This window comes from Terrabacter sp. Root85 (genome assembly GCF_001429185.1).
In the GTDB taxonomy this organism is placed as follows: domain Bacteria; phylum Actinomycetota; class Actinomycetes; order Actinomycetales; family Dermatophilaceae; genus Terrabacter.
In genome coordinates this window covers 1,183,637-1,203,394 of record NZ_LMIW01000001.1, presented here as the reverse complement: position 1 = coordinate 1,203,394, position 19,758 = coordinate 1,183,637, and the positions used below count along the sequence as shown (strand labels likewise).

Below are 19,758 nucleotides of genomic sequence, written 5' to 3'. Positions count from 1 at the left end.
CCAGCACCCGAACGAGCAGAGGCCAACGACGTGAGCACCGCACCCCGTGTCCTCGGCGGACGCTACGAGGTCGGCGAGCTCATCGGTCGGGGCGGCATGGCCGACGTCCACCTGGGCCATGACACGCGGCTCGGTCGTCAGGTCGCGATCAAGATGCTTCGCTCGGACCTCGCCCGCGACGCGAACTTCCTCATGCGTTTCCGGCGCGAGGCGCAGTCGGCAGCCGGGCTCAACCACCCGGCGATCGTCGCGATCTTCGACTCGGGCGAGGACGACAGCGTCGTCGAGGGCCCCAACGGCACGCGGACGACCCTGCCCTACATCGTCATGGAGTACGTCGACGGCGAGACGCTGCGCCAGAAGCTGACCGACCAGCAGCAGCTCCAGCCGGCCGAGGCGATCCGCGTCACCGAGGGCATCCTTGACGCCCTGGCCTACAGCCACCGGATGGGCATCGTCCACCGCGACATCAAGCCGGCCAACGTCATGATCACGACCGGTGGGCACGTCAAGGTCATGGACTTCGGCATCGCCCGGGCGATCGCCGACACGGCCGCGACGATGACCCAGACCCAGTCGGTCGTCGGCACCGCGCAGTACCTCTCTCCCGAGCAGGCCCAGGGCCAGACGGTCGACGAGCGGTCCGACCTCTACTCGACCGGGTGCCTCCTGTTCGAGCTGCTCGCCGGCCGGCCGCCCTTCACCGGCGACTCAGCCGTCGCCATCGCCTACCAGCACGTCGGTGAGCTGCCCCAGCCGCCGAGCGTCTTCAACGACGCCGTCGCCGGTGACCTCGACGCCGTGACGCTGCACGCCCTCGCCAAGGACCGCGAGGCCCGCTACCAGGACGCCACGGCCTTCCGCGACGACCTCGAGAACGTCCGGCTCGGCCGGCAGATCAGCGCCGCGGCGCTCGGCACCGCAGCCGCCGTCGGGGCTGCCGCAACCCAGACCCTCCCGCAGGCGTATGCCGCACCGGGGACCCCGACCGCCGTGCAGGCCCCCGTCACCTCCCGGAGCGAGCGCTACGCGAACACCGCGGGCCTGCCCGCCGTCGGCCACGACGAGCTGGAGCAGGACGACCGGAAGGGCGGCACTGGCAAGGCGGTGCTCATCACCGGGCTCGTCATCGCCCTCCTCGCCCTCGTCGGCTGGGGCGGCGTGAAGTGGTTCGGCAACCAGACGCCGAGCGTGACGCTCGTCGCCGTGCCGACGATCGAGGGCATGCAGGAGGACGTCGCGGCGCGCACCCTGGCGACGAACGGTCTCCGCGGTGAGAAGTCCCCGGCAGCGAGCACGACGGTCACCGAGGGTGACGTCATCAGCCAGGACCCCAAGCCGGGGACGAGGATCGCGGAGCAGTCGGTCGTCAAGTACCTCGTGTCGACCGGTCCCGACAACCTCACCGTGCCCGACGTCACCGGCTTCAACAAGGACGACGCACGCACCGAGCTGGAGAAGCAGGGCTTCGTCGTGTCGGGCTTCCAGGAGGAGAACACCCCGGACCAGGCGAAGAACAAGGTGACGAAGACCGAGCCGGCCGCCCAGGCCGTCGTCGCCAAGGGCTCGAAGATCAAGATCTTCTACGCCACCGGCAACGTCAAGGTGCCCGACAACCTCGTCGGCCAGGACTGGGCCCTCGCCGCCGTCGCGCTGCAGAACGCCGGCCTCAGCCCGGTCAAGCAGACCGTCGACTCCGACAAGAACCCCGACGAGGTGCTCTCCGTCGACCGGGCCGGCGACGTCGTCAAGCTCGGCACCCAGATCACCGTCAAGGTCGCGCGCACCCCGAACCAGACGGCGACCGTCACGGTGACGCCCCCGCCGCCCAGCACGACGACGACCGGCCCGGGGACCACGACCCCGCCGCCGACCCCCTAGGGTCAGCACCCGGCATACGACGAAGGGCCCCTCCCGACCGGGAGGGGCCCTTCGTCGTGCGTGCTGGCGTATGCCGTGTCGACCGTCGCGTCAGACGGCGGCGGTCACGAGGGGGCTGAGCCCCGCCGAGCGCTGCACGGCAGCGGTGTCACCGCACAGCGCGAGGAAGTTCGCGAGCATCCGGTGGCCGCCCTCGGTCAGGACGCTCTCGGGATGGAACTGCACCCCGTGCAGCGGCAGGTCGCGGTGGCGCACCGCCATCACGAGGCCCGAGTCGGTGCTGCCGGTGGCGACGAGCTCGTCGGGCAGGGTCGCCGGGTCGATGGTCAGCGAGTGGTAGCGGGTCGCGGTGAAGGGGCTCGGCAGGCCCTCGAGGACGCCGGTGCCGTCGTGGTGCACGAGCGAGGTCTTGCCGTGGAGCAGCTCCGGCGCCCGCCCGACGACCGCACCGGCGACGACGCCGAGCGCCTGGTGCCCGAGGCACACGCCGAACATCGGCTTCCCGATGCGGGCGCACTCACGGATGATGTCCATCGACACCCCGGCGTCCTCGGGAGTGCCCGGGCCGGGCGAGACGAGCACGCCGTCGTAGGCCGCGGCGTCGGTCGCCGGCACCGCGTCGTTGCGCACGACGGTGCACTCGGCGCCGAGCTGCTCGAGGTAGCCGACGATCGTGTAGACGAAGCTGTCGTAGTTGTCGACGACGAGGATGCGGGTGGGGCTGGTCATGCGGGGGCCTCAGAGGGGTGGTGGGGCGCGCTCAGCGGATCGGTGACGCGTACTGGAAGTCGACCGAGCCCGAGTATGCCGGGAACTCGATCGAGTTGTGGGTGTGCAGGGCGTAGCCGAGACCGACGGCGTCGACGTACTGCTTGTAGATGTTGACGGAGGCGTCGGCGTCGAGGCCCTGCTGCATGCGGTCGATGTCGCCGATGGCGGTGATCCGGTAGGGCGGGGCGTAGACGCGGCCCTGGAGGATGAGGGTGTTGCCGACGCAGCGGACGGCGCTCGTCGAGATGACCCGCTGGTCCTGGATCATCATCGCCTCGGCACCCGAGGTCCAGAGCGCGTTGACGACGGCCTGGACGTCCTGCTGGTGCACGACGATGTCGTCGGCGGTGAAGCCGTCGGGCAGGGAGTCGGCGGTGCGCTTCGCGTCGTCGAGGGTCACCTCGAGGGCGGCGCCCCGGACCTTCGTCGTCGCGGCGGGGGCGGCGAGCTCGTCGGCAGCGCGGGTCAGGCTCGAGAGGTGCTCGTCGGTGGGGGCGTTCGTCTTCGAGAGCGCCTCGACCTCCTTCTCGAGCCCGTCGAGGACGCTCGCCTTCTCCGCGACGCGCGAGTCACCCTCCATGATCAGCTGGGGCAGGTCGCGGTCGGCGCGGAGGTCTCGGCCCTGCGCGGTCTGGAAGCTCATCGCGAACATCACGCCGGCGGAGGCCATGACCACCGGGACGACCAGCCCCCACGTCAGACGGGGTCGGCGGCGGGAGGGCGCGGGGGACGCTTCCACGTCGTTGGCGTCGCCGGCGTCGATGGCGTCGTCGACCGTCGCCGGTTCGGGCTGCTCGGCGTGCACGGGCGGCTCAGGCTGCTCGGCGTCCGTCATGACTCGTGTCCTCGCTCGCGCGGACCCTCCGCGCCGCCTCCATTGTGCCTCGTCACGGCTCGTGGACCGACCGGAGGTAGGGCGCGTAGGGGGAGAGCTCGCTGGTCTGGGTGCCTCCGCGGAGGGCGAGCGTCGCCGCGGCGCGGTTGGGCGCGCCGAGCTGGGTGACGAGGTGGGAGATCTCGGCCGCGACGGTGCGCAGCGAGACCCCGAGCTCGCGGGCGATCGCGGCGTCCTTGGTGCCCACGACGAGGCGCCGGGCGACGAGGCACTGCCGCGGGGTGAACGGCGGGCTCGTCCCCTCGGGGACGGCGGCCCTCGATCGGGCCAGGGTCTCGTGCCAGAGCGAGAGGACCCGGTCGACGACGTCGGACCGGGTGGCGAGCCACGCGGTGGGGAAGCCGTCCTCGCTGAGCGGTCCGGCCACGACCGCCGTGGCCTCGTCGGCGATGATGCACTGGAACTGCGCGGGCCCGACCCGGACGTCGGGCTTCTCGGACGACAGCAGCGGGTTGAGCCGCAGGGTGCGCTCCGTGGTGATCGTGAGCAGCGTGAGGCCGCGCTCGATCGAGCGCGCGTTCGTCGTGCGGCTGCCGTCGACCGGGTCGAAGTTCATGATCGGCTGGATCGACCAGACCGAGCGGCGGGTCAGCGGCTCGACCGCGGTCGCCAGGTTGCGCTCGATCTGCTCGGCGCCGACCCCGAGCCGGCGGAAGCCGGGGGTCCTGCCCCCGTCAAGACTGGTGACGGCGAGCCCGTTGACGACGGACGAGAGCTCGACGGCGGCCGCGGCCAGCGAGGGCGCTCGCAGCTGTGCGTCGTCCCTGCTCGGCCCGGAACCCGACATCGGGCTGGTCATCGCATCGTCCCCTGATCTGCTGTCCGTGACTGCCAGCATGCCCGGTTCCGGACTCAGGTCAACTCACTGGACGCACCCCGTCCTGCAGGTTCGTGCAACGGAGGAAGCGCAGACGCGACACGCGGGCCTGCGCCTGTCATCCTCGACCCGGTCACCGGGTGTGGATCGGCGGCGGGCGGGGCGCAGACAGGGGGCGCATCCGCCCGCTCGCCGTCGACAGCCGAGCCACCCGTCGGGGTGCCCCTCGAGACGTTCTCGAGGGGCACCGCCGAGCGCAGGGGGCAACCGGACCGACCGGTCCGTCCGAGGGCATCGCCCCGATCACCGTGCCGGCACGCCTGCACGGGGACGCCGAGCGCGTCATTGGTTACCCTTGCCTCAACTCAGAGCAAGGAGAACGCAGTGCCCGAGTCCAAAGGCCGCGACCACAAGGCGGCGGCATACACCCCGCCCCGCACGAGCAAGGCCGCCGAGCCCAACCCCACCTGGTGGGCGCCCGTCTTCATCACGCTGCTCGTCCTCGGGCTGCTGTGGATCGTCGTCTACTACGTGACCGAGTACAAGTACCCCATCGGGTCCATCGGGGTCTGGAACCTCGGCATCGGCTTCGTCCTGCTCATGGGCGGCTTCATCATGACGATGCGGTGGCGCTGAGCCCACCGAAACCCCGCACCGACCCGCATCCTGAGGGCCGCTCCTGTCATCACGACGGAGCGGCCCTTTTGCACACACCCCACTGGGCGCCGGCTGTCCACACCTGTGGACAGCCGGCGCACGGCTCTCACGTCCACAGCTGTGGATGACGGCCGTGCACAACCTCCAGCGCGGATCGCGCGAGTTATCCACACAGTTGTCCCCAGCTGGGGATGAATGACACATGTGTAACTACATCCACAGGCTTATCCACACCCGGTGGACAACTCTCGGCTCCCAGGGTGGAGAAGGACCCGACGGCCGTCAGAGCCGCGGCAGCCCGAGCTCGTCGACGACCCGCTCGGCGGTGGCGCGGGCGTCTCCGTGCGCGTTGTCCAGGCGCAGGTGACGGTGACCCGGCAGCAGCTGCTCGCCGTCCCGCGCGGGGTCGGTGTTGAGGCGGGCCCGCGACTCGAGGTCGACGACGTGGGAGCGGGCCCACTCGACGTCGCGCTTGCTGCGCTTGTGGTCCATCCGGTCGGTGCCACCCTCGCGGGCCAGCCGCACGTCCTGGGGCGCGTAGAGCTCGACGACGTCGATCGGTGCGCCGGCTCGCTCGACCGGCTCGACGAGCTCGTGCAGCTGCGCGAGGTCGCCGGGGTGGTCGAGGTCGATGGCGAAGGTGAAGACGAGGCCGGGCAGGTCGGCGACGACCGACTCGGCGATGACCTCGCGGCGGATCAGGCCGTTGATCCGCTGGAACGAGGGCGTGCCGAAGTCGTAGACCCCGAGCAGCGGCTCGATCGACATGTGGTTGTGGAAGAGCCGGAAGCCCGTCAGGTCGCACACGGCACGGCCCACCGTCATCTTGCCGACGGCGGGCGGGCCGGTGACGCAGACGAGGTGCACGGCGACCTCAGCCGAAGATGCTGAGCTCGCGGATGGCCTCGGGCACCGTGAGGTACTTGACGACGGTGACGGCGACGAGCAGCACGAGGACGGCGCTGAGCGCGGCCCAGACGAGATGGCGTACGCCCTGTCGTCGGAAGACGACGATGACGCCGGCGCAGACGACGCCGGTGACGAGGCCGCCGAGGTGGGCCTGCCACGAGATGCCGGGGTAGAAGAAGCCGAAGGCCGCGTTGATGGCGATCGTCGCGTACATCGCCGCCGAGGAGCGTCCGAGGTGCCGGTTGAGCACGAGGAGCGCGCCGAAGAGTCCGAAGATCGCGCCCGACGCGCCGACGACCGGGGTGAGCCACGCGTCGTCGAGGCCGGCCCGCAGACCCGGGATCGTCGGCGATCCCGCGAGGAGCGTCACGGCGACCTGTCCGCCGATGCCGCTGATGAGGTAGAGCGCCGCGAACCGGGCCCGACCGAGCATCGGCTCGAGGTACTGCCCGAGGCTCCACAGCGCGAACATGTTGAGCAGGATGTGGAAGATCGTCGCGGGCGAGTGCAGGAAGGCCGCGGTGACGAAGCGCCACGGCTCGGTCCACCCGACGACCGGCGCGAACGCGAAGTTCTGCGTGACGCTCGGGTTGGCCCGCTGCGCGAGGTAGGCGACGGCGCAGATCGCGATGATCGAGTAGGTGACGACGGGCGTGCCGTCGGTCGCTCGCCCACCGAAGACGGTGCGCGCGCTCGGCGTCGTGCGGGCGGCCTCACGCACGCAGTCGACGCACTGGATGCCGACGGCGGCCGGGCGCTGGCACTCCGGGCAGGCCGGTCGGCCGCAGCGCTGGCAGCGGACGTAGGCCTCCCGGTCGGGGTGGCGCGGGCACACGGACGGACCGGCAGCGGGCTGCGGAACCCCCGGCTCGAGCGGGGGCTGATCCTGCTGGCCGCTGGGTGGGTTGTCAGACAACGGGAGTCCCCCTGCCGGTCACGTCCGTGGGCGGTGGTTCGGTGATGCGGGTGGTGCTGTCGTGCGGGTGGAGCGGAGGCTCAGTCCTCGATGGTGACCGAGTTGATGACGACGTCCTCGACGGGCTTGTCGTTGGCGCCGGTGGAGACGGCACCGATCGCGTCGACGACGTCGCGGGACGCCTGGTCGGCGACCTCACCGAAGATCGTGTGCTTGCCCTGGAGCCAGGTCGTCGCAGCGGTGGTGATGAAGAACTGCGAGCCGTTCGTGCCCTTGCCCATGCGCTTGCCGGCGTTGGCCATGGCGAGGATGTAGGGCTTGGTGAAGTCCTTGTCGGGGCTGATCTCGTCGTCGAACGCGTAGCCCGGACCGCCGAAGCCCTGACCGATCGGGCAGCCGCCCTGGATCATGAAGTTCGGGATGATGCGGTGGAAGATCAGGCCGTCGTAGAACGGGGTCGGGTTGGTCCGACCGGCGTCGTCCTTGTACTCCTTCTCGCCCTTGGCGAGACCGACGAAGTTCTCCACGGTCTTCGGGGCCTGGTGCTCGAAGAGGTCGATGACGATGTCACCGTGGTTCGTGTGCAGGGTTGCCTTCATGGGCCCAATCCTCGCACGACCGAGCACGTATGCCGTCCGGGCGGGTATGCGGCAGGGGTGGCGGAACGCTGGGGGTGGACCCACCGTTGGCCTAGGAGAAGGATCATCCTCACAGCAGTCGAGGACGCGACCCGATGACAGCCGGCCCGGAGCCGGCGCAGGACGGAGTGCCGATGTCGTTCATGGACAAGCTGAAGAAGAAGGCCGAGGAGCTCGACCTCGAGACCAAGGCCAAGCAGCTGCAGGACGCCGCCAAGCAGGCGGCGAAGCAGGCGCGTGAGAAGGCGGGTGACTACACCGCGCAGAACCGCGAGAAGATCGACGGCTACGTCGAGACGGCCACGACGAAGATCGACGAGAAGACCGAGGGCAAGTACGCCGACAAGGTGGCCAAGGTCAAGGAGCACGTCGGCCGCGGCGTCGACAAGGTCGCCGAGGGTCACACCTCGGGACCGTCGACCGCCACGGGCGCTGCCGCAGCGGCGGGAGCCACGGACGTGACGGGCGGCGAGCCCTTCCCGGTCGACCCCGACGCCCCGGCCCCGGTGTCGGCCAGCCCGCTCGAGGCCCCGGCCCCGATCGACCGTCCGACGCCGGTCGACGAGCGCGGCTTCGACGCCGCCGCCGGCGACGTGCCGGTCCCGACCCGCGAGGCGCTCACCGACACGACCCTCGAGGACACCGTCCTCGGTCTCGACCACCCGCCGACGGCTCCGGCCGCGCACCCGGGCGCCCCGGCTCCCGAGGACGCCGACGCCGCCCCGCACGTGCCGCGACCGCCGCACGACACCACGAGCTGAACGGAGCGCGTGACGGCATCCGCGATCGGGATCGGTGACGATGCCGTCCACGCACGGAGGCAACCGTGCGGTGAGTGGCCGAAGTTGGCAGGATGGGTAAGGACGAGTGGACTTAGGAGGACGTATGTTCCGAACCAAGCAGTCCCGCACTGAGGCTGCAGTTGACCAGGCACGCTCCGCAGCAGCCGATCTCGGCTCGGCGGCAGGTGACCGGATCGGCACGCTGAAAGACAGCGCCGCTGACACCGCGAGCGATGCCGCCGCAGCCGCCAAGGATCGCGCGTATGCCGCGAAGGACGCCGCGACGCCGGCTGTCCAGGATGCCGCCGGCGCAGCGCGTGAGCGGCTCGTGGCGGCCAAGGAGGCGGCGACGCCTGCGCTCCAGGACGCAGCCGACACGGCCCGTGAGCGCTTCTACGACGCTGCGGCCACGGCCAAGGACGCCGCGGGCGACGCGCTCCACGAGGCGGCCGACCGCGCCAAGCCGAAGGTGGAGGCCGCCCAGTCGACGCTCGTCGACACGGTGCTGCCCAAGGTCGGCGCGGCCATCGCGACCGCCGCAGCCGCCCTCGCGGCCGGCGCCGAGCAGGCTCGCGAGGCGGCCCAGCCGCACCTCGAGCAGGCAGCCGTCCAGGCCAGGGAGTCGGCTGCCGTCGGCGGCCACCGTGCCCAGGACGCCTATTCGGTGCTCAAGGGTGACGCGGTCGCCAAGAAGCGTGGCGGCAAGGGCAAGTGGCTCATCGCCATCGGCCTGACCGCCGCCGCTGTCGCGGCGGTCGCAGCCTTCCGCAAGCAGAAGCAGGCCGACGACCCGTGGGCCACGCCGCTCGACACGCGCGCCGGCGCCGGTGGCGGTGGCTCGACGACCTCGGCCCTGGCCTCCGACGCGGCGACGCTCAAGGACAAGGCGGCCGAGCAGGTCGGCCACGCCAAGGACGCCGTCACCGACGCCGCGAGCAAGGCCAAGGAGAAGGGCTCCGAGCTCGCCGACGCCGCCAAGGACAAGGCCGGCGACCTCGCGGCCAAGGGCCAGGCCGCCATCGCCGACGCGAAGGACCGCTCGGGCGAGGCCGTCGACGACGCGACCGACGCGACGACCGACGCGGTGGACGAGCTCGCGGGTGCACCCGCGACCGCCGAGGGTGAGGTCACCGCGGTCGACGCCGCGCCCGACTCCGACGCGATCACGTCCGATGCGGTCGAGGGCGGCACGATCAACGGCGCCTCGACGAAGTCGTCCCCGCGTGGCTCGGCCAAGGCCAAGCTCGCGCAGGAGAACGGCGACAGCACGAAGTGACACCCTCCGGTGCCGGTCCCCTCGGGGCCCGGCGCCGGACCGGAGGCACACAGAGAAGGACCCGGATGCCGTGGGCATCCGGGTCCTTCTCTGCTTGAGCTGGCTCGCTCCGACAGGGGGACAGAGCGAGCCAGCACATGCAGAAGGGCTGGGCGCGGTTCGTGCGGGCCCAACCCTTCGCTACCACCAGTCTAGACCCTGTCCGGCTGGTTGCGCGAGGGGCTCGATGAAGATTGCATCACATCAAGCGCGTCAGTTCGGTTCCTTCCACGCATCACACCCACGAGCTCCGGTGTCCCTGAAGGGACTCGGAGACTTGCTGCACCACCGAGCATGGCACCAGAGCCGGGGTTGCGCCAGAGGAAGATCCCGTGGATTCGCTGTGGGCTCTCGAGCAGGACGGAGATCGTCCAGGACTGTCTGATTTGCCCCGAACTCTTGACGCCCCTTTTCGCCCACCTCTACGGTCCTACCCACAGAGGGTGACTGAATGTGAGCGAAAGGATGCTTGAATGAGCAGTTTCAAACACACAGCGCGGAGAGGGGTGGTGGCCTTCGCGGGCGCCGCCGTCGCCCTCTCGGGCCTGGTGCTGGTCTCCGGCCCGGCACAGGCCGCCGATGCGCACCTCGGTGACGTCACGGCCTACAGCCGCAGCGGCGACACCTACACGTTCGGCTCGGGCGTGGCGAAGCTGCGCGTCGAGGTCGACGACACGGACCTGCTGCGCGTCCAGGTCGCGCCCGACGGCACCTTCACCGACCCCGCGTCGGCGGACCCGGCCGATCCGTCCGCTCCGGACGCCGACATCGTCGTCAAGCGGGACTACGCCGGCGGCGGGTCCAGCGTGACGGACACCGGCACGGCATACGTCATCTCGACGGCCAAGGCGCGGCTCACGGTCACGAAGTCCCCGATCACCCTCCGGCTGCAGGACGCGAGCGGCGCCGAGCTGATGCGTGAGACGGCGCCACTGGCGTGGAACGCGAGCGGCATGACGCAGACCCTCGCCCGGGGAGCTCAGGAGCAGTTCTTCGGCGGCGGCATGCAGAACGGCCGCTTCAGCCACCGGGACACCTCGATCACGATCAGCCGCGACGACAACTGGGACGACGGCGGCAATCCCAACGCGGCGCCCTTCTACCTCTCCGGCGCGGGCTACGGCGTGCTGCGCAACACCTTCGCGCCCGGCACCTACGACTTCCACGCTCCGGTGCGCACGACGCACCAGGAGCAGCGCTTCGACGCGTACTACTTCGTCGGCGACACGCGGCAGGTGCTCGACGGCTACACCGAGCTGACCGGACGCCCGCTCATGCTGCCGATGTACGCGCTCGAGGTCGGCGACGCCGACTGCTACCTGCACAACGCCAACCGCGGTGAGCGCGAGACGCTGCGCGACACGACCGCGATCGCCGACGGCTACGCGGCCAACCGCATGCCGCTCGGGTGGACGCTCGTCAACGACGGCTACGGCTGCGGCTACGAGGACCTCCCCGAGACGCACGAGATGCTCGTCGACCACGGCTCCGAGCTCGGGCTGTGGACGCAGTCGGACCTGACGAACCAGCCGTACGAGGTCGCGAGCGGCGTGCGCGTGCGCAAGACCGACGTGGCGTGGGTCGGGCCGGGCTACCGCTTCGCGCTCGACGCGTGCGAGAAGGCCCGCGACGGGATCGAGTCGGGCAGCACCGACCGCGCGACCGTCCTGACCATCGAGGGGTGGGCAGGCACGCAGCGCTGCGGCGCGATGTGGAGCGGCGACCAGTCGGGCTCGTGGGACTACATCAAGTGGCAGATCCCGACGTATGCCGGCTCGACCCTGTCGGGGCAGCACGTGACGACGGGTGACATCGACGGCATCTTCGGGGGCAGCGCGGACACGTACACGCGTGACCTCCAGTGGAAGATGTTCCTCCCGATGACGTACGCGATGAGCGGGTGGGCGGCCAAGGACAAGCAGCCGTACCGCTACGGCGAGCCGTACACCTCGATCAACCGGAGCTACCTCGAGCTGCACGAGCGGCTGCTGCCCTACCTCTACACGCACACGGTGAACGGGTCCCGCACCGGTCTGGGGCCGACGCGTCCGCTCTACGCCAACTACCCGAAGGACCCAGCGACGTGGGGCGACGCGGCGAAGTACGAGTTCCTCGCCGGTGACGACTTCCTCCTCGCACCGGTCTACTCCGACACCTCCGTGCGCGACGGCATCTACCTGCCCGAGGGGACGTGGGTCGACTACTGGACGGGCCGGCTCTACTCCGGCGGGCAGACGGTGAACGGCTACAAGGCGCCGCTCGACCGGCTGCCGCTCTTCGTCCGCGCCGGCGCCGTCGTGCCGATGTTCCCCGAGGGCACGCTCGACTGGAAGGCCGGCAAGGACTCGGGCCGCCTCGACCTCGACGTCTATCCGTCGGGCACGTCGACCTTCACGAACTACGAGGACGACGGCCGCTCGCAGGCGTGGAAGTCCGGCGCGAGCGCGTCCCAGCGCTTCGACGTCGCGGCGCCTGCGACCGGCAAGGGTCCGGTGACGGTGACCCTCGGGTCGGTGCACGGCTCGTACGCCGGCAAGCCTGCCTCGCGTGGCTACGGCCTGGCCGTGCACACGAACACCGCGCCCTCGGCAATTGCCGTCGACGGGGTGGAGGTCGGTGGCGTGGCCTCGACGTCGGCGCTCGACGCCACTGCCTCCGGGTGGTTCTACGACGCCGCCACGGGCGTCATCCACGTCAAGACGGCGTCGGTGTCGACGGGCACCTCGCACTCGGTGCGGATCACCGGTGCCGGCGCGGTCGGGGGCGCCCAGCCGGGTGAGCTGAACGCGACCCTCGACGTCACGGCCCCGGTCATCTCGGTGCCCGGGGAGGGCCGCGAGGTCTCGGCGACGTTCACGAACGCGACGGGCAAGCCGGTCCAGGTGACGTCGGCGTCGGTCGGCGTCCCGTCCGGCTGGACGTCGGTGGCCTCCCGGCCGACGACGGCCACGGACCTCAAGGACGGTGGCACGTTCACCGCCCGCTTCAGCGTGACACCCCCGGCAGGAGCTACACCCGGGTCGTATGCCGTGACGGCCTCGGCGGCATACACCGTGCGGGACGTCTCACGGACCGTCACGGACACCACGAAGACGCGGCTGGCGTTCCCGTCGCTCGCGAGCGCCTTCAGCAACGTCGGCGTCACGGCACAGGCGTCGCCGGCCGCCGGTGACATCGACGGCGGCGGCTCGAGCTTCATCGCCGAACGGCTTGCGGCGCAGGGCGTCTCGCCCGGGGCGAAGGTTCCCGCAAACGGCTTCGACTTCACCTGGCCGTCGTCGCAGCCGGGGACGAAGGACAACGTCGCGTCGGCCGGCGAGACGATCCAGGTCTCGGGGCGGGGCAACGCCCTGGCGTTCCTCGGGACGGGGACGAGTGGCTCGGCGGGTGGTGCGGCGACCGTGCACTACACGGACGGCTCGTCGGCCGCGGTGACCGTCGGCTTCCCGAACTGGTGCTGCCTCGCGACCGACACCTACGGCGCCAAGACGGCCGTCACGACGATGGGCAAGAACACGCCGACCGGATCGGCATACCCGACCGTCGCGTACCGGCTCTACACGAAGACGGTGCGGCTCGACCCGGCCAAGGAGGTCACCGCGGTGACGCTGCCGGCCAACTCGGCGGTGCACGTCTTCGCGATGACCGTGGGCACCGAGGACGTCGTGCCGCCGCCGATCGCCGACGGGCAGTACTCGCTCGGCAACGTCGGGTCGGGGCTCGCCCTCGAGGCGCCGGGGGCCGACTCGGCCCAGCTCGGCACCGCGGCGGTGTCGTCGTCGGCCTCGCAGAAGTGGGTCGTGACGCTGCAGGACTCGGGCGCGTACCAGGTGAAGAACGCGCAGAGCGGGCAGTGCATGGACGTCTTCTCGAGCTCGCAGACGTCCGGCGCCCTCGTCGGGCAGTACACCTGCACCGGGACGACGAACCAGCAGTGGAACGTCACGCGGTCGGGCACGCAGCTGAAGCTGACGGCCAAGCACAGCGGACTGTCGCTCGCGGTCGACGGCTCCGGCAAGGTCGTCCAGGTGACCGACACCGGTGCGGCGACCCAGCGCTGGACGGCGACGGCGAGCTAACCGCCGCCGGGTCGGGCCCGGTTCGAGGCGTTCCACGCGTGGGAACGCGAACACCTCGAACCGGGCCTCCCACGTCAGCGACGCACGTAGGCCTGCACGTCGGCGACCAGCTGCGTCCCGGCACTCGTGTGGAGGTTGACCCGTCCGTCCGTTCCGACCTTGACCAGGACACTGTTGGAGACCGTCTGCCCGGCGACGAAGTTCAGGGTCGAGGTCGGGGGACGGCTCGACCCGCTCGGGTAGGCCGTCACCACCCCGGGAGCCCCGGCGGCCGTGACGGTGAGGTTGAGCAGGACGGCGGTCACCCCCGTCGCCGGGACGCCCCCACGGCCCGTGACCTGGAGCCCGACGACCTGACCTGCGGTCAGTGCCCGCTTCGGCGCCCCGAGCCCCGTCCGGGTGTCGAGGACTCGCGCCGGGGTCAGCGCCGTGAGGTCGGAGGACGACGGCAGCCAACCGGCCACGTCCACGAGGACGTCCGAGGCCGAGTGCGAGAAGATGCGGACCTTCCCACCGGTCCCGAGCTTCGCCACCGTCATGCCCGACACGACCCCGCCCGTGGGCACGTTGACGTTCGAGGCGTCCGGCCGGGCCACGCCCGTGGGGTAGACCGTCAGGAAGCCGGGCGCCGACGGACTCACCGCGGTCACGTTGAGCACGGCCGACGCGGCACCTGACGGCACACCGCCGCGACCGGTCACCTGCACGTCGACGCTGCCCCCCGCAGGCAGCCGCACCTTCGTCGCCCGCGTGTCCAGCAGTCGTGCCGGAGGGAGGGCGGCGTAGTTGCGACCGGGCGGGTAGTAGCCCGCCACGTCGACGACGGCGTGGCTGTCGGCGTGCGAGTAGATGCGCGCCTTCCCGTCGCCACCGAGCGTCGCCACGACCTGGTTGGCGATCGTCTGACCCTTGGCGTAGTTGAGGGTCGAGGCGGCGGTGCGGGTCGTGCCGGACGGGTACACGCTCATGAATCCGGGTCCCGCGGGGGTCACCGCCGTCACGTTGAGGACGACGGCCGACGCGTTCGCCGGCACCCCGCCGCGTCCGGCCACCTGGAGCGCGAGCTCGTGCCCACCGGTGAGCGGGCCCTTGACGCTGCCGAGTCCCGTGCGGGTGTCGAGGATCCTGGCGGGCTGGAGCGGGACGTAGGAGTCGGCGAGGACCGAGATGACACCCGTGATGGTGGGACTGCCCGTGACGTCGACGGCCCGGCCGCCGACCCCCTCGGCCTGGACCGTCCACGTGTAGGCGCCCGCCGGGACGACCCCGCCGACCGCGTCTCGACCGTCCCAGTCGACCACGGCTTCACCCAACGCGGCGTAGGCCGGAGCGCACGGCTTGGTGGCCACGCTCGCCCCCGCACTGGTGCTGATCCTGAGCGAGCAGCTGGTCAGGGGCTCCGTGAACACCCACTCGCCGCGCCACGGGGTCGGGCTCGAGCGGTAGCGAGTGCTCGGGGCGATCGGGTTGCCCTCGTGTCTGGGCGCATGAGGAGCGCGCGGCAGCGCCACTGCCTTGCCCTCGCCGGTGACGTCGTCGGTCCAGTAGACGCCGGAGCTGCCGATGTGCATGGGTTCCCAACCGGGGACGGCCAGCACCGGGGACCCGCTCGAGGTGTCCCAGACCGTCCGGGCCGGCCCGCTGTCGGTCAGGGCCGTGGTGACGACGAACTCGTCGAAGGTCGACTGTGAACCGGGGCGGGAGACGCCCGAGATCACCCCGTGCACGCCCGTGCGCCACGCGTACCACCCGACCTGCTGCGTCCCGGTGGAGGGGCCACCATCGCCGAACGCGTAGACGAGCAGCTCGGACCCGACTGCCAACGGCGTGATCGACCATCCGGACGGCAGTCCCACCATCGCCGGGGTCAGCCAGATCGAGGTCTGTCCCGTCCCGAGGTCGACGCGACGGATGCTGCCGGCTCCTGAGTCGACGGCCGCATACGGTCCCCAGAAGGTGCGCGCACCGACGACGCCGTAGTCGCGCCACGTTCCGGTCACCACGTCGTAGAAGCGGTTCGGGCCACCGCCGGGACTCGCGTCCAGGACTCGGTGCCCCGACATGCCCACGGGCCAGGAGCTGGGCCCCGCTGAGCGTGTGATCACGCCGTCGTCCACTGCGATCCTCGAGGTCGTCTTGTCCTGGAAGGCCGTTCGCCGGCCGTCAGCCATGACGTTCGGGTAGGTGGACGCGGCAAGCCTGCCGGGCGGCCCGATCTCCAGCGGCGAGCGTTCGAGCACGGATGCCGAGCGCACGGACCAACCGCCGTCGAGGTTGTCGCTCCACAGGACCCGCCCCGGCGGGAGGCTCGCCTCGTAGGCCCAGACCCTGGACGCCGGGGGCTGCCAGATACGTGACGCCGTGGTGCCGTCCAGCCGGTAGACGCCGCCGGCAGTGCCGGAGGGGACAGCGGCGAGCACGACGTCGCCCGTCTGCCGCACCGACGTCGCGTCGCGCAGGACGGGGAGCTCCGTCGGAGCTCCCCCGACGGGGATCGAGAGGAACTGGTAGCCCGTCTCGCCCCGGACGCTGAGGAACGTGCGAGACGGTGTCATCAGGGCCGATCGGACCGAACGCGCAGGCACCAGCGCCGTCTCCGAACCGGCGCCGTCCCGCCGGTAGACGGTGCCCCGGAAGACGCCGTCGCCGTCGCGTGCGGTGCGCAGGTAGACGAGGGCGTCCCCGTCCCGCGCCACGACACCGAACGTGTCCAGCGAGCTGACAGGCGAGGACATGAGCAGCTCGAGCGAGCTGCCGTCGCCGGTCAGCCGGAAGACGTGCACCTGCGTGAGGTGTCTTCCGATCACCGTCCACCCGTCGGCTTGGCAGGTCGCCGTGACGGTCAGGGCCTGAGTGGGGTCCTCCGGGTCGACGACGGAGGCGATGAGCACGTCGTCGCCGGTGCGCGCGTCGATCCGGTGCAGCTCGACCGTCCGCTCGCCGTCCGAGGCGACCAGGGCCTGCGCCTCCAGCCATCCCGCCGGGGCCCCGCTGACGAGGGTCCTGCCCGGCGCGAGCCGGCGACTGCCCTGCTCATCCGTCACGTCGTCGTGCCAGCGGACAGCGTCGAACGTGTCGTCCAGGCCGGATGCCATGGAACCGCAGCCGTTCAAGGCTGCTCGCGCCGGCAGGGCCAGGGATTCGGCCGTGCCGTCGGGACGGACGAGGAACTGCTCCTGGTCACCGCGCAGGTGCAGCCCCACGTCCGTGGCCCCGGTGGGCACGGGCGCCGTCGGGATCGACGCCGTTCGCCCGGTCGCGATGGTCTGGGTACCGGCCGGGTCGCCGCCCGTTGACGGAGCGGCACTGGCCCCGGGAACGGCGAGGGCCGCCGCGAGGACTGAGGTCGTCACGGCGATGGCCGTGGCAAGCCGAGATGGTCGTGTGAGCACGTGTTCCCCTGTCACCCGCAGCGATGTCCGACGAAGTATGCCGCGAACGCGTGCGAAACGGCGACGTTCCCCCGGATCACCCGCATCCGCAGGTCGTCGTGACACGTCGTCCTCAACGAGGACCGTGCTATGTCTCGATCGTGTCGGTCCGCACTGCTACGTTCTGCTCGCCCGGCAGCCGCCGGAGCAACAGGGGACTCACAGAAGGCACCTCACACATGCGTTCAGCACTGCAGCGCGTGGGAGCGGCACTGGCGGGGGCGTTGATCGCCACCTCGGTCGTCGCCGCTCCTGCATCCGCCGAACCCGCCACCCTCTCGGGGACGGTCGTCGACGACGCCACGGGCGCCGCCGTCCCGGCCTGCGTCATCGTCTACGACACGTCGTACTCGTACATCGACCAGGCCTGCACCGACGAGCTCGGCGCGTGGAGCGTCACCACGACCGAGTCCGGCGTCGCCTACAAGGTCGAGATCCAGCCCTACGACGGCGTCCACCTGCCCGAGTGGGCCACGGACGCCGACGGCTTCGACTCGGCGGCCGAGGTCGTGGCTCCCGCAACCGTCGCGGCGCGGGTGGCCGAGGGCGCCGTCGTCACGGGGCACCTCACCCGGTCCGACGGCTCGCCCGCCGACGGCACCTCGGTGTCGCTGTGGCCCGAGAACGCTGCCGCCGCCACGGGTTTCGCCTACGTCTCGGACGGCACCTGGCGCGCGCTCGTCGCTCCGGGGAGCTACCAGGTCGAGTTCAGCAACCAGCCGTTCCACCAGTGGGCCACCGGTGCGGCTGACCGCGGAGCAGCCACGGTGTTCACCGCTGCTGCCGGTGCCGACACGACCGTCGACGACGTCCTGACCGTCGAGGAGGCGGTGTCACTCGAGGGGACCATCACCGACGCCCGGACCGGAGCACCCCTCGACGGCTGCGTCACGGCCTACGTCGCGGAGACGTACGACTACGCCTCCTCCGCGTGCACCGGATGGGAAGACGGCACGACCGGCCAGTGGAAGATCTACGGGCTGCCCGTCGGGGTCGGCTACAAGGTCGAGGTCAGCAGCTACGACGGGATCCACCTCGGCGAGTGGGCCCAGGACGCGTCCGACTTCGGCACGGCCGACGAGTACGTCACCCCGGCGACCGTCGACGTCGCACTCGCCACCGGCAGTTCCCTGACCGGCACCCTGCGCGGGACCGACGGTCAGCCCGTCTCGGACGGCTACGTCTACATCGAGCCCGACGACGGTTCGCCGAGTCTCTACGCGTCGATCGAGATGGACGGGACGTGGCGGTCCGTCGTCGCTCCCGGCGCCTACCGCGTCGAGCTCTCGTCCGGAGGCGCGGACCAGTGGGCCGTCGGAGCCTCGACCCGCGACGAGGCCACGGTCTTCACCGTCGGTGAGGGCGAGACCGTCGACGCGTCCGACCAGCTGCTGCCCGGAGCACAGGTCAGCGGCACCGTCACGAGCACGACCGGCGCTCCCGTCGAGGGCGCGTGCGTGGACGTCATCCGGATGCCCGTCGTCGACTGGCCCGAGACGGCGGGCCAGGCCTGCACCGACGCATCGGGTCACTACGAGGCCGACCTCTGGGGCGGTGGAGGCACCTTCACGGCGCGCATCTCCGACCCGGAAGGCCGGTTCGTCCAGGAGTACTACGACGACAAGGCGGCCCTGACGGCCGCCGACACGTTCAGCGTCGTCCGTGGCCGGCCGACCATCGTCGACGCAGCGCTCGCGAAGAGCGCGACGATCACCGGCCTCGCCGTCGACGCCAAGCTCGGCACGCCTCTCGCCGGCGCCTGCCCCGACGCGTACGTCGGCCACGCCGGCGCGCGCGTCGACGGCCAGGTCGCGACGTGCAGCGACGCGACCGGCCGTTGGACGGTCTCAGGCCTCCCGGCCGGGTCGTATGCCGTCCACCTCGGGATGGGCCACGGCCCCTACCCGTCGGGTGACGTCTGGGCGTTCAAGGCGACCTCGCAGGCGACAGCCGACCTCGTCACGGTCAAGGCCGGCGCGACGAAGACGATCCGCAACGTCAAGATCGACCCGCCGGTGACGATCTCGGGCCGGATCACCGACCCGTTCGGCAACCCCGTGGAGGGGGCCACCGTCAACCCGCGTGGGCAGCTGCTCGACCGCAGCGGCGAGTGCTTCGACTGCGCCACGACCGACGCGGACGGGCGCTACACGCTCGGCCTGATCGCGGCGGGCACCTACCGTCCGGTTGTCTACACCGGCTACTTCAGCTCGGGCACGTGGGCACCGGAGTGGTCGGGCAACTCGACGACGTACGAGGGTGCGACGCCGATCACGATCAAGGCGGGGCGGTCCGCCGCCTTCTCGGCACAGCTCGCGCCGGCCAGCACGATCTCCGGCGAGCTCGTCAACGCCGATGGGTCTCCTGCCGGCGAGGGCTGGATCGGGTTCATCGAGAGCTCGACCGGTGCACACATGGGTGACTTCGACGTGTTCGGTGGCAACACCTTCCGGCCCGTCACCCTGCCGGCCGGCGACTTCCGCATCCACCTCGAGAACGCCTACACGGGCGAGGAGGCCTGGTACGACTCGTCGTCGACCGAGTCCGGCGCCACCGTCGTCACCCTCCGTGAGGGCGAGAACCGCTACCTGACGATCCACCTGCCGGCGTCGGCTCGCTGAGTCGACCGCCGGGTCGGGCCCGGTTCGAGGTAGTCCGCGCGTGGAA

13 protein-coding genes are annotated in these 19,758 nt (G+C 71.2%); 6 read left to right on the top strand and 7 right to left on the bottom strand.

Annotated elements, in window-relative coordinates; translation table 11 throughout:
* Positions 1 to 30: 30 nt before the first annotated feature.
* Complete coding sequence (pknB, locus tag ASE25_RS05615; protein WP_056823439.1) at positions 31 to 1,881, top strand: Stk1 family PASTA domain-containing Ser/Thr kinase; 1,851 nt, start codon at positions 31 to 33, stop codon at positions 1,879 to 1,881.
* A gap of 90 nt (positions 1,882 to 1,971) precedes the next feature.
* Here pknB and ASE25_RS05610 read toward each other — a convergent pair whose 3' ends face one another.
* From ASE25_RS05610 to ASE25_RS23145, 3 genes are read right to left on the bottom strand one after another with little or no spacing between them, the layout of a single operon-like run.
* Positions 1,972 to 2,610, bottom strand: a complete 639-nt coding sequence (locus ASE25_RS05610) for an aminodeoxychorismate/anthranilate synthase component II (RefSeq protein WP_056823438.1) — start codon at positions 2,608 to 2,610, stop codon at positions 1,972 to 1,974.
* 31 nt (positions 2,611 to 2,641) lie between these two features.
* Positions 2,642 to 3,487 carry a DUF881 domain-containing protein gene (locus ASE25_RS05605; protein WP_056823435.1) on the bottom strand — a complete coding sequence of 282 codons (846 nt, stop codon included), beginning with the start codon at positions 3,485 to 3,487 and terminating at the stop codon, positions 2,642 to 2,644.
* Positions 3,488 to 3,539: 52 nt separating this feature from the next.
* Positions 3,540 to 4,346: a LuxR C-terminal-related transcriptional regulator gene (locus ASE25_RS23145; RefSeq protein ID WP_056823432.1), complete on the bottom strand. Its 807-nt coding sequence runs from the start codon at positions 4,344 to 4,346 to the stop codon at positions 3,540 to 3,542.
* 402 nt (positions 4,347 to 4,748) lie between these two features.
* Here ASE25_RS23145 and ASE25_RS05595 point away from each other — a divergent pair, with 402 nt between their 5' ends.
* On the top strand, positions 4,749 to 5,000 hold the full coding sequence (locus ASE25_RS05595) for a cell division protein CrgA (protein WP_056780519.1): 252 nt from the start codon (positions 4,749 to 4,751) through the stop codon (positions 4,998 to 5,000).
* Between the two features lie 303 nt (positions 5,001 to 5,303).
* On the opposite strand, the gene ASE25_RS05590 is transcribed toward ASE25_RS05595, so the two are convergent.
* The 3 genes from ASE25_RS05590 to ASE25_RS05580 form a co-directional block, all read right to left on the bottom strand.
* Positions 5,304 to 5,888 carry a hypothetical protein gene (locus ASE25_RS05590; RefSeq protein WP_056780515.1) on the bottom strand — a complete coding sequence of 195 codons (585 nt, stop codon included), beginning with the start codon at positions 5,886 to 5,888 and terminating at the stop codon, positions 5,304 to 5,306.
* Positions 5,889 to 5,895: 7 nt separating this feature from the next.
* Positions 5,896 to 6,846: a rhomboid family intramembrane serine protease gene (locus tag ASE25_RS05585; RefSeq protein ID WP_056780512.1), complete on the bottom strand. Its 951-nt coding sequence runs from the start codon at positions 6,844 to 6,846 to the stop codon at positions 5,896 to 5,898.
* Between the two features lie 80 nt (positions 6,847 to 6,926).
* Entirely contained in the window at positions 6,927 to 7,445 is a 519-nt protein-coding gene (locus tag ASE25_RS05580) for a peptidylprolyl isomerase (protein WP_056780509.1), read from the bottom strand.
* 134 nt (positions 7,446 to 7,579) lie between these two features.
* Between ASE25_RS05580 and ASE25_RS05575 the strand changes: the two genes are divergently transcribed.
* The 3 genes from ASE25_RS05575 (at position 7,580) to ASE25_RS05565 (ending at position 13,660) form a co-directional block, all read left to right on the top strand.
* The gene (locus ASE25_RS05575) at positions 7,580 to 8,245 is read left to right on the top strand and encodes an antitoxin (protein ID WP_056823429.1); all 666 of its coding nucleotides are present in this window, start codon (positions 7,580 to 7,582) and stop codon (positions 8,243 to 8,245) included.
* A gap of 124 nt (positions 8,246 to 8,369) precedes the next feature.
* Positions 8,370 to 9,542: a hypothetical protein gene (locus ASE25_RS05570; RefSeq protein WP_056780503.1), complete on the top strand. Its 1,173-nt coding sequence runs from the start codon at positions 8,370 to 8,372 to the stop codon at positions 9,540 to 9,542.
* Positions 9,543 to 10,054: 512 nt separating this feature from the next.
* A complete protein-coding gene (locus ASE25_RS05565) occupies positions 10,055 to 13,660 on the top strand; it encodes an RICIN domain-containing protein (RefSeq protein WP_056823426.1) in 3,606 nt (1,201 codons plus the stop codon).
* A 74-nt stretch (positions 13,661 to 13,734) separates the two neighbouring features.
* Here the strand turns inward: ASE25_RS05565 and ASE25_RS05560 are convergent, their stop codons facing one another.
* Positions 13,735 to 17,013, bottom strand: coding sequence for a FlgD immunoglobulin-like domain containing protein (locus ASE25_RS05560; protein ID WP_056823423.1), 3,279 nt, complete (start codon positions 17,011 to 17,013; stop codon positions 13,735 to 13,737).
* A gap of 257 nt (positions 17,014 to 17,270) precedes the next feature.
* On the opposite strand from ASE25_RS05560, the gene ASE25_RS05555 reads away from it, so the two are divergent.
* On the top strand, positions 17,271 to 19,712 hold the full coding sequence (locus ASE25_RS05555; protein WP_157623329.1) for a carboxypeptidase-like regulatory domain-containing protein: 2,442 nt from the start codon (positions 17,271 to 17,273) through the stop codon (positions 19,710 to 19,712).
* Positions 19,713 to 19,758 lie beyond the last annotated feature (46 nt).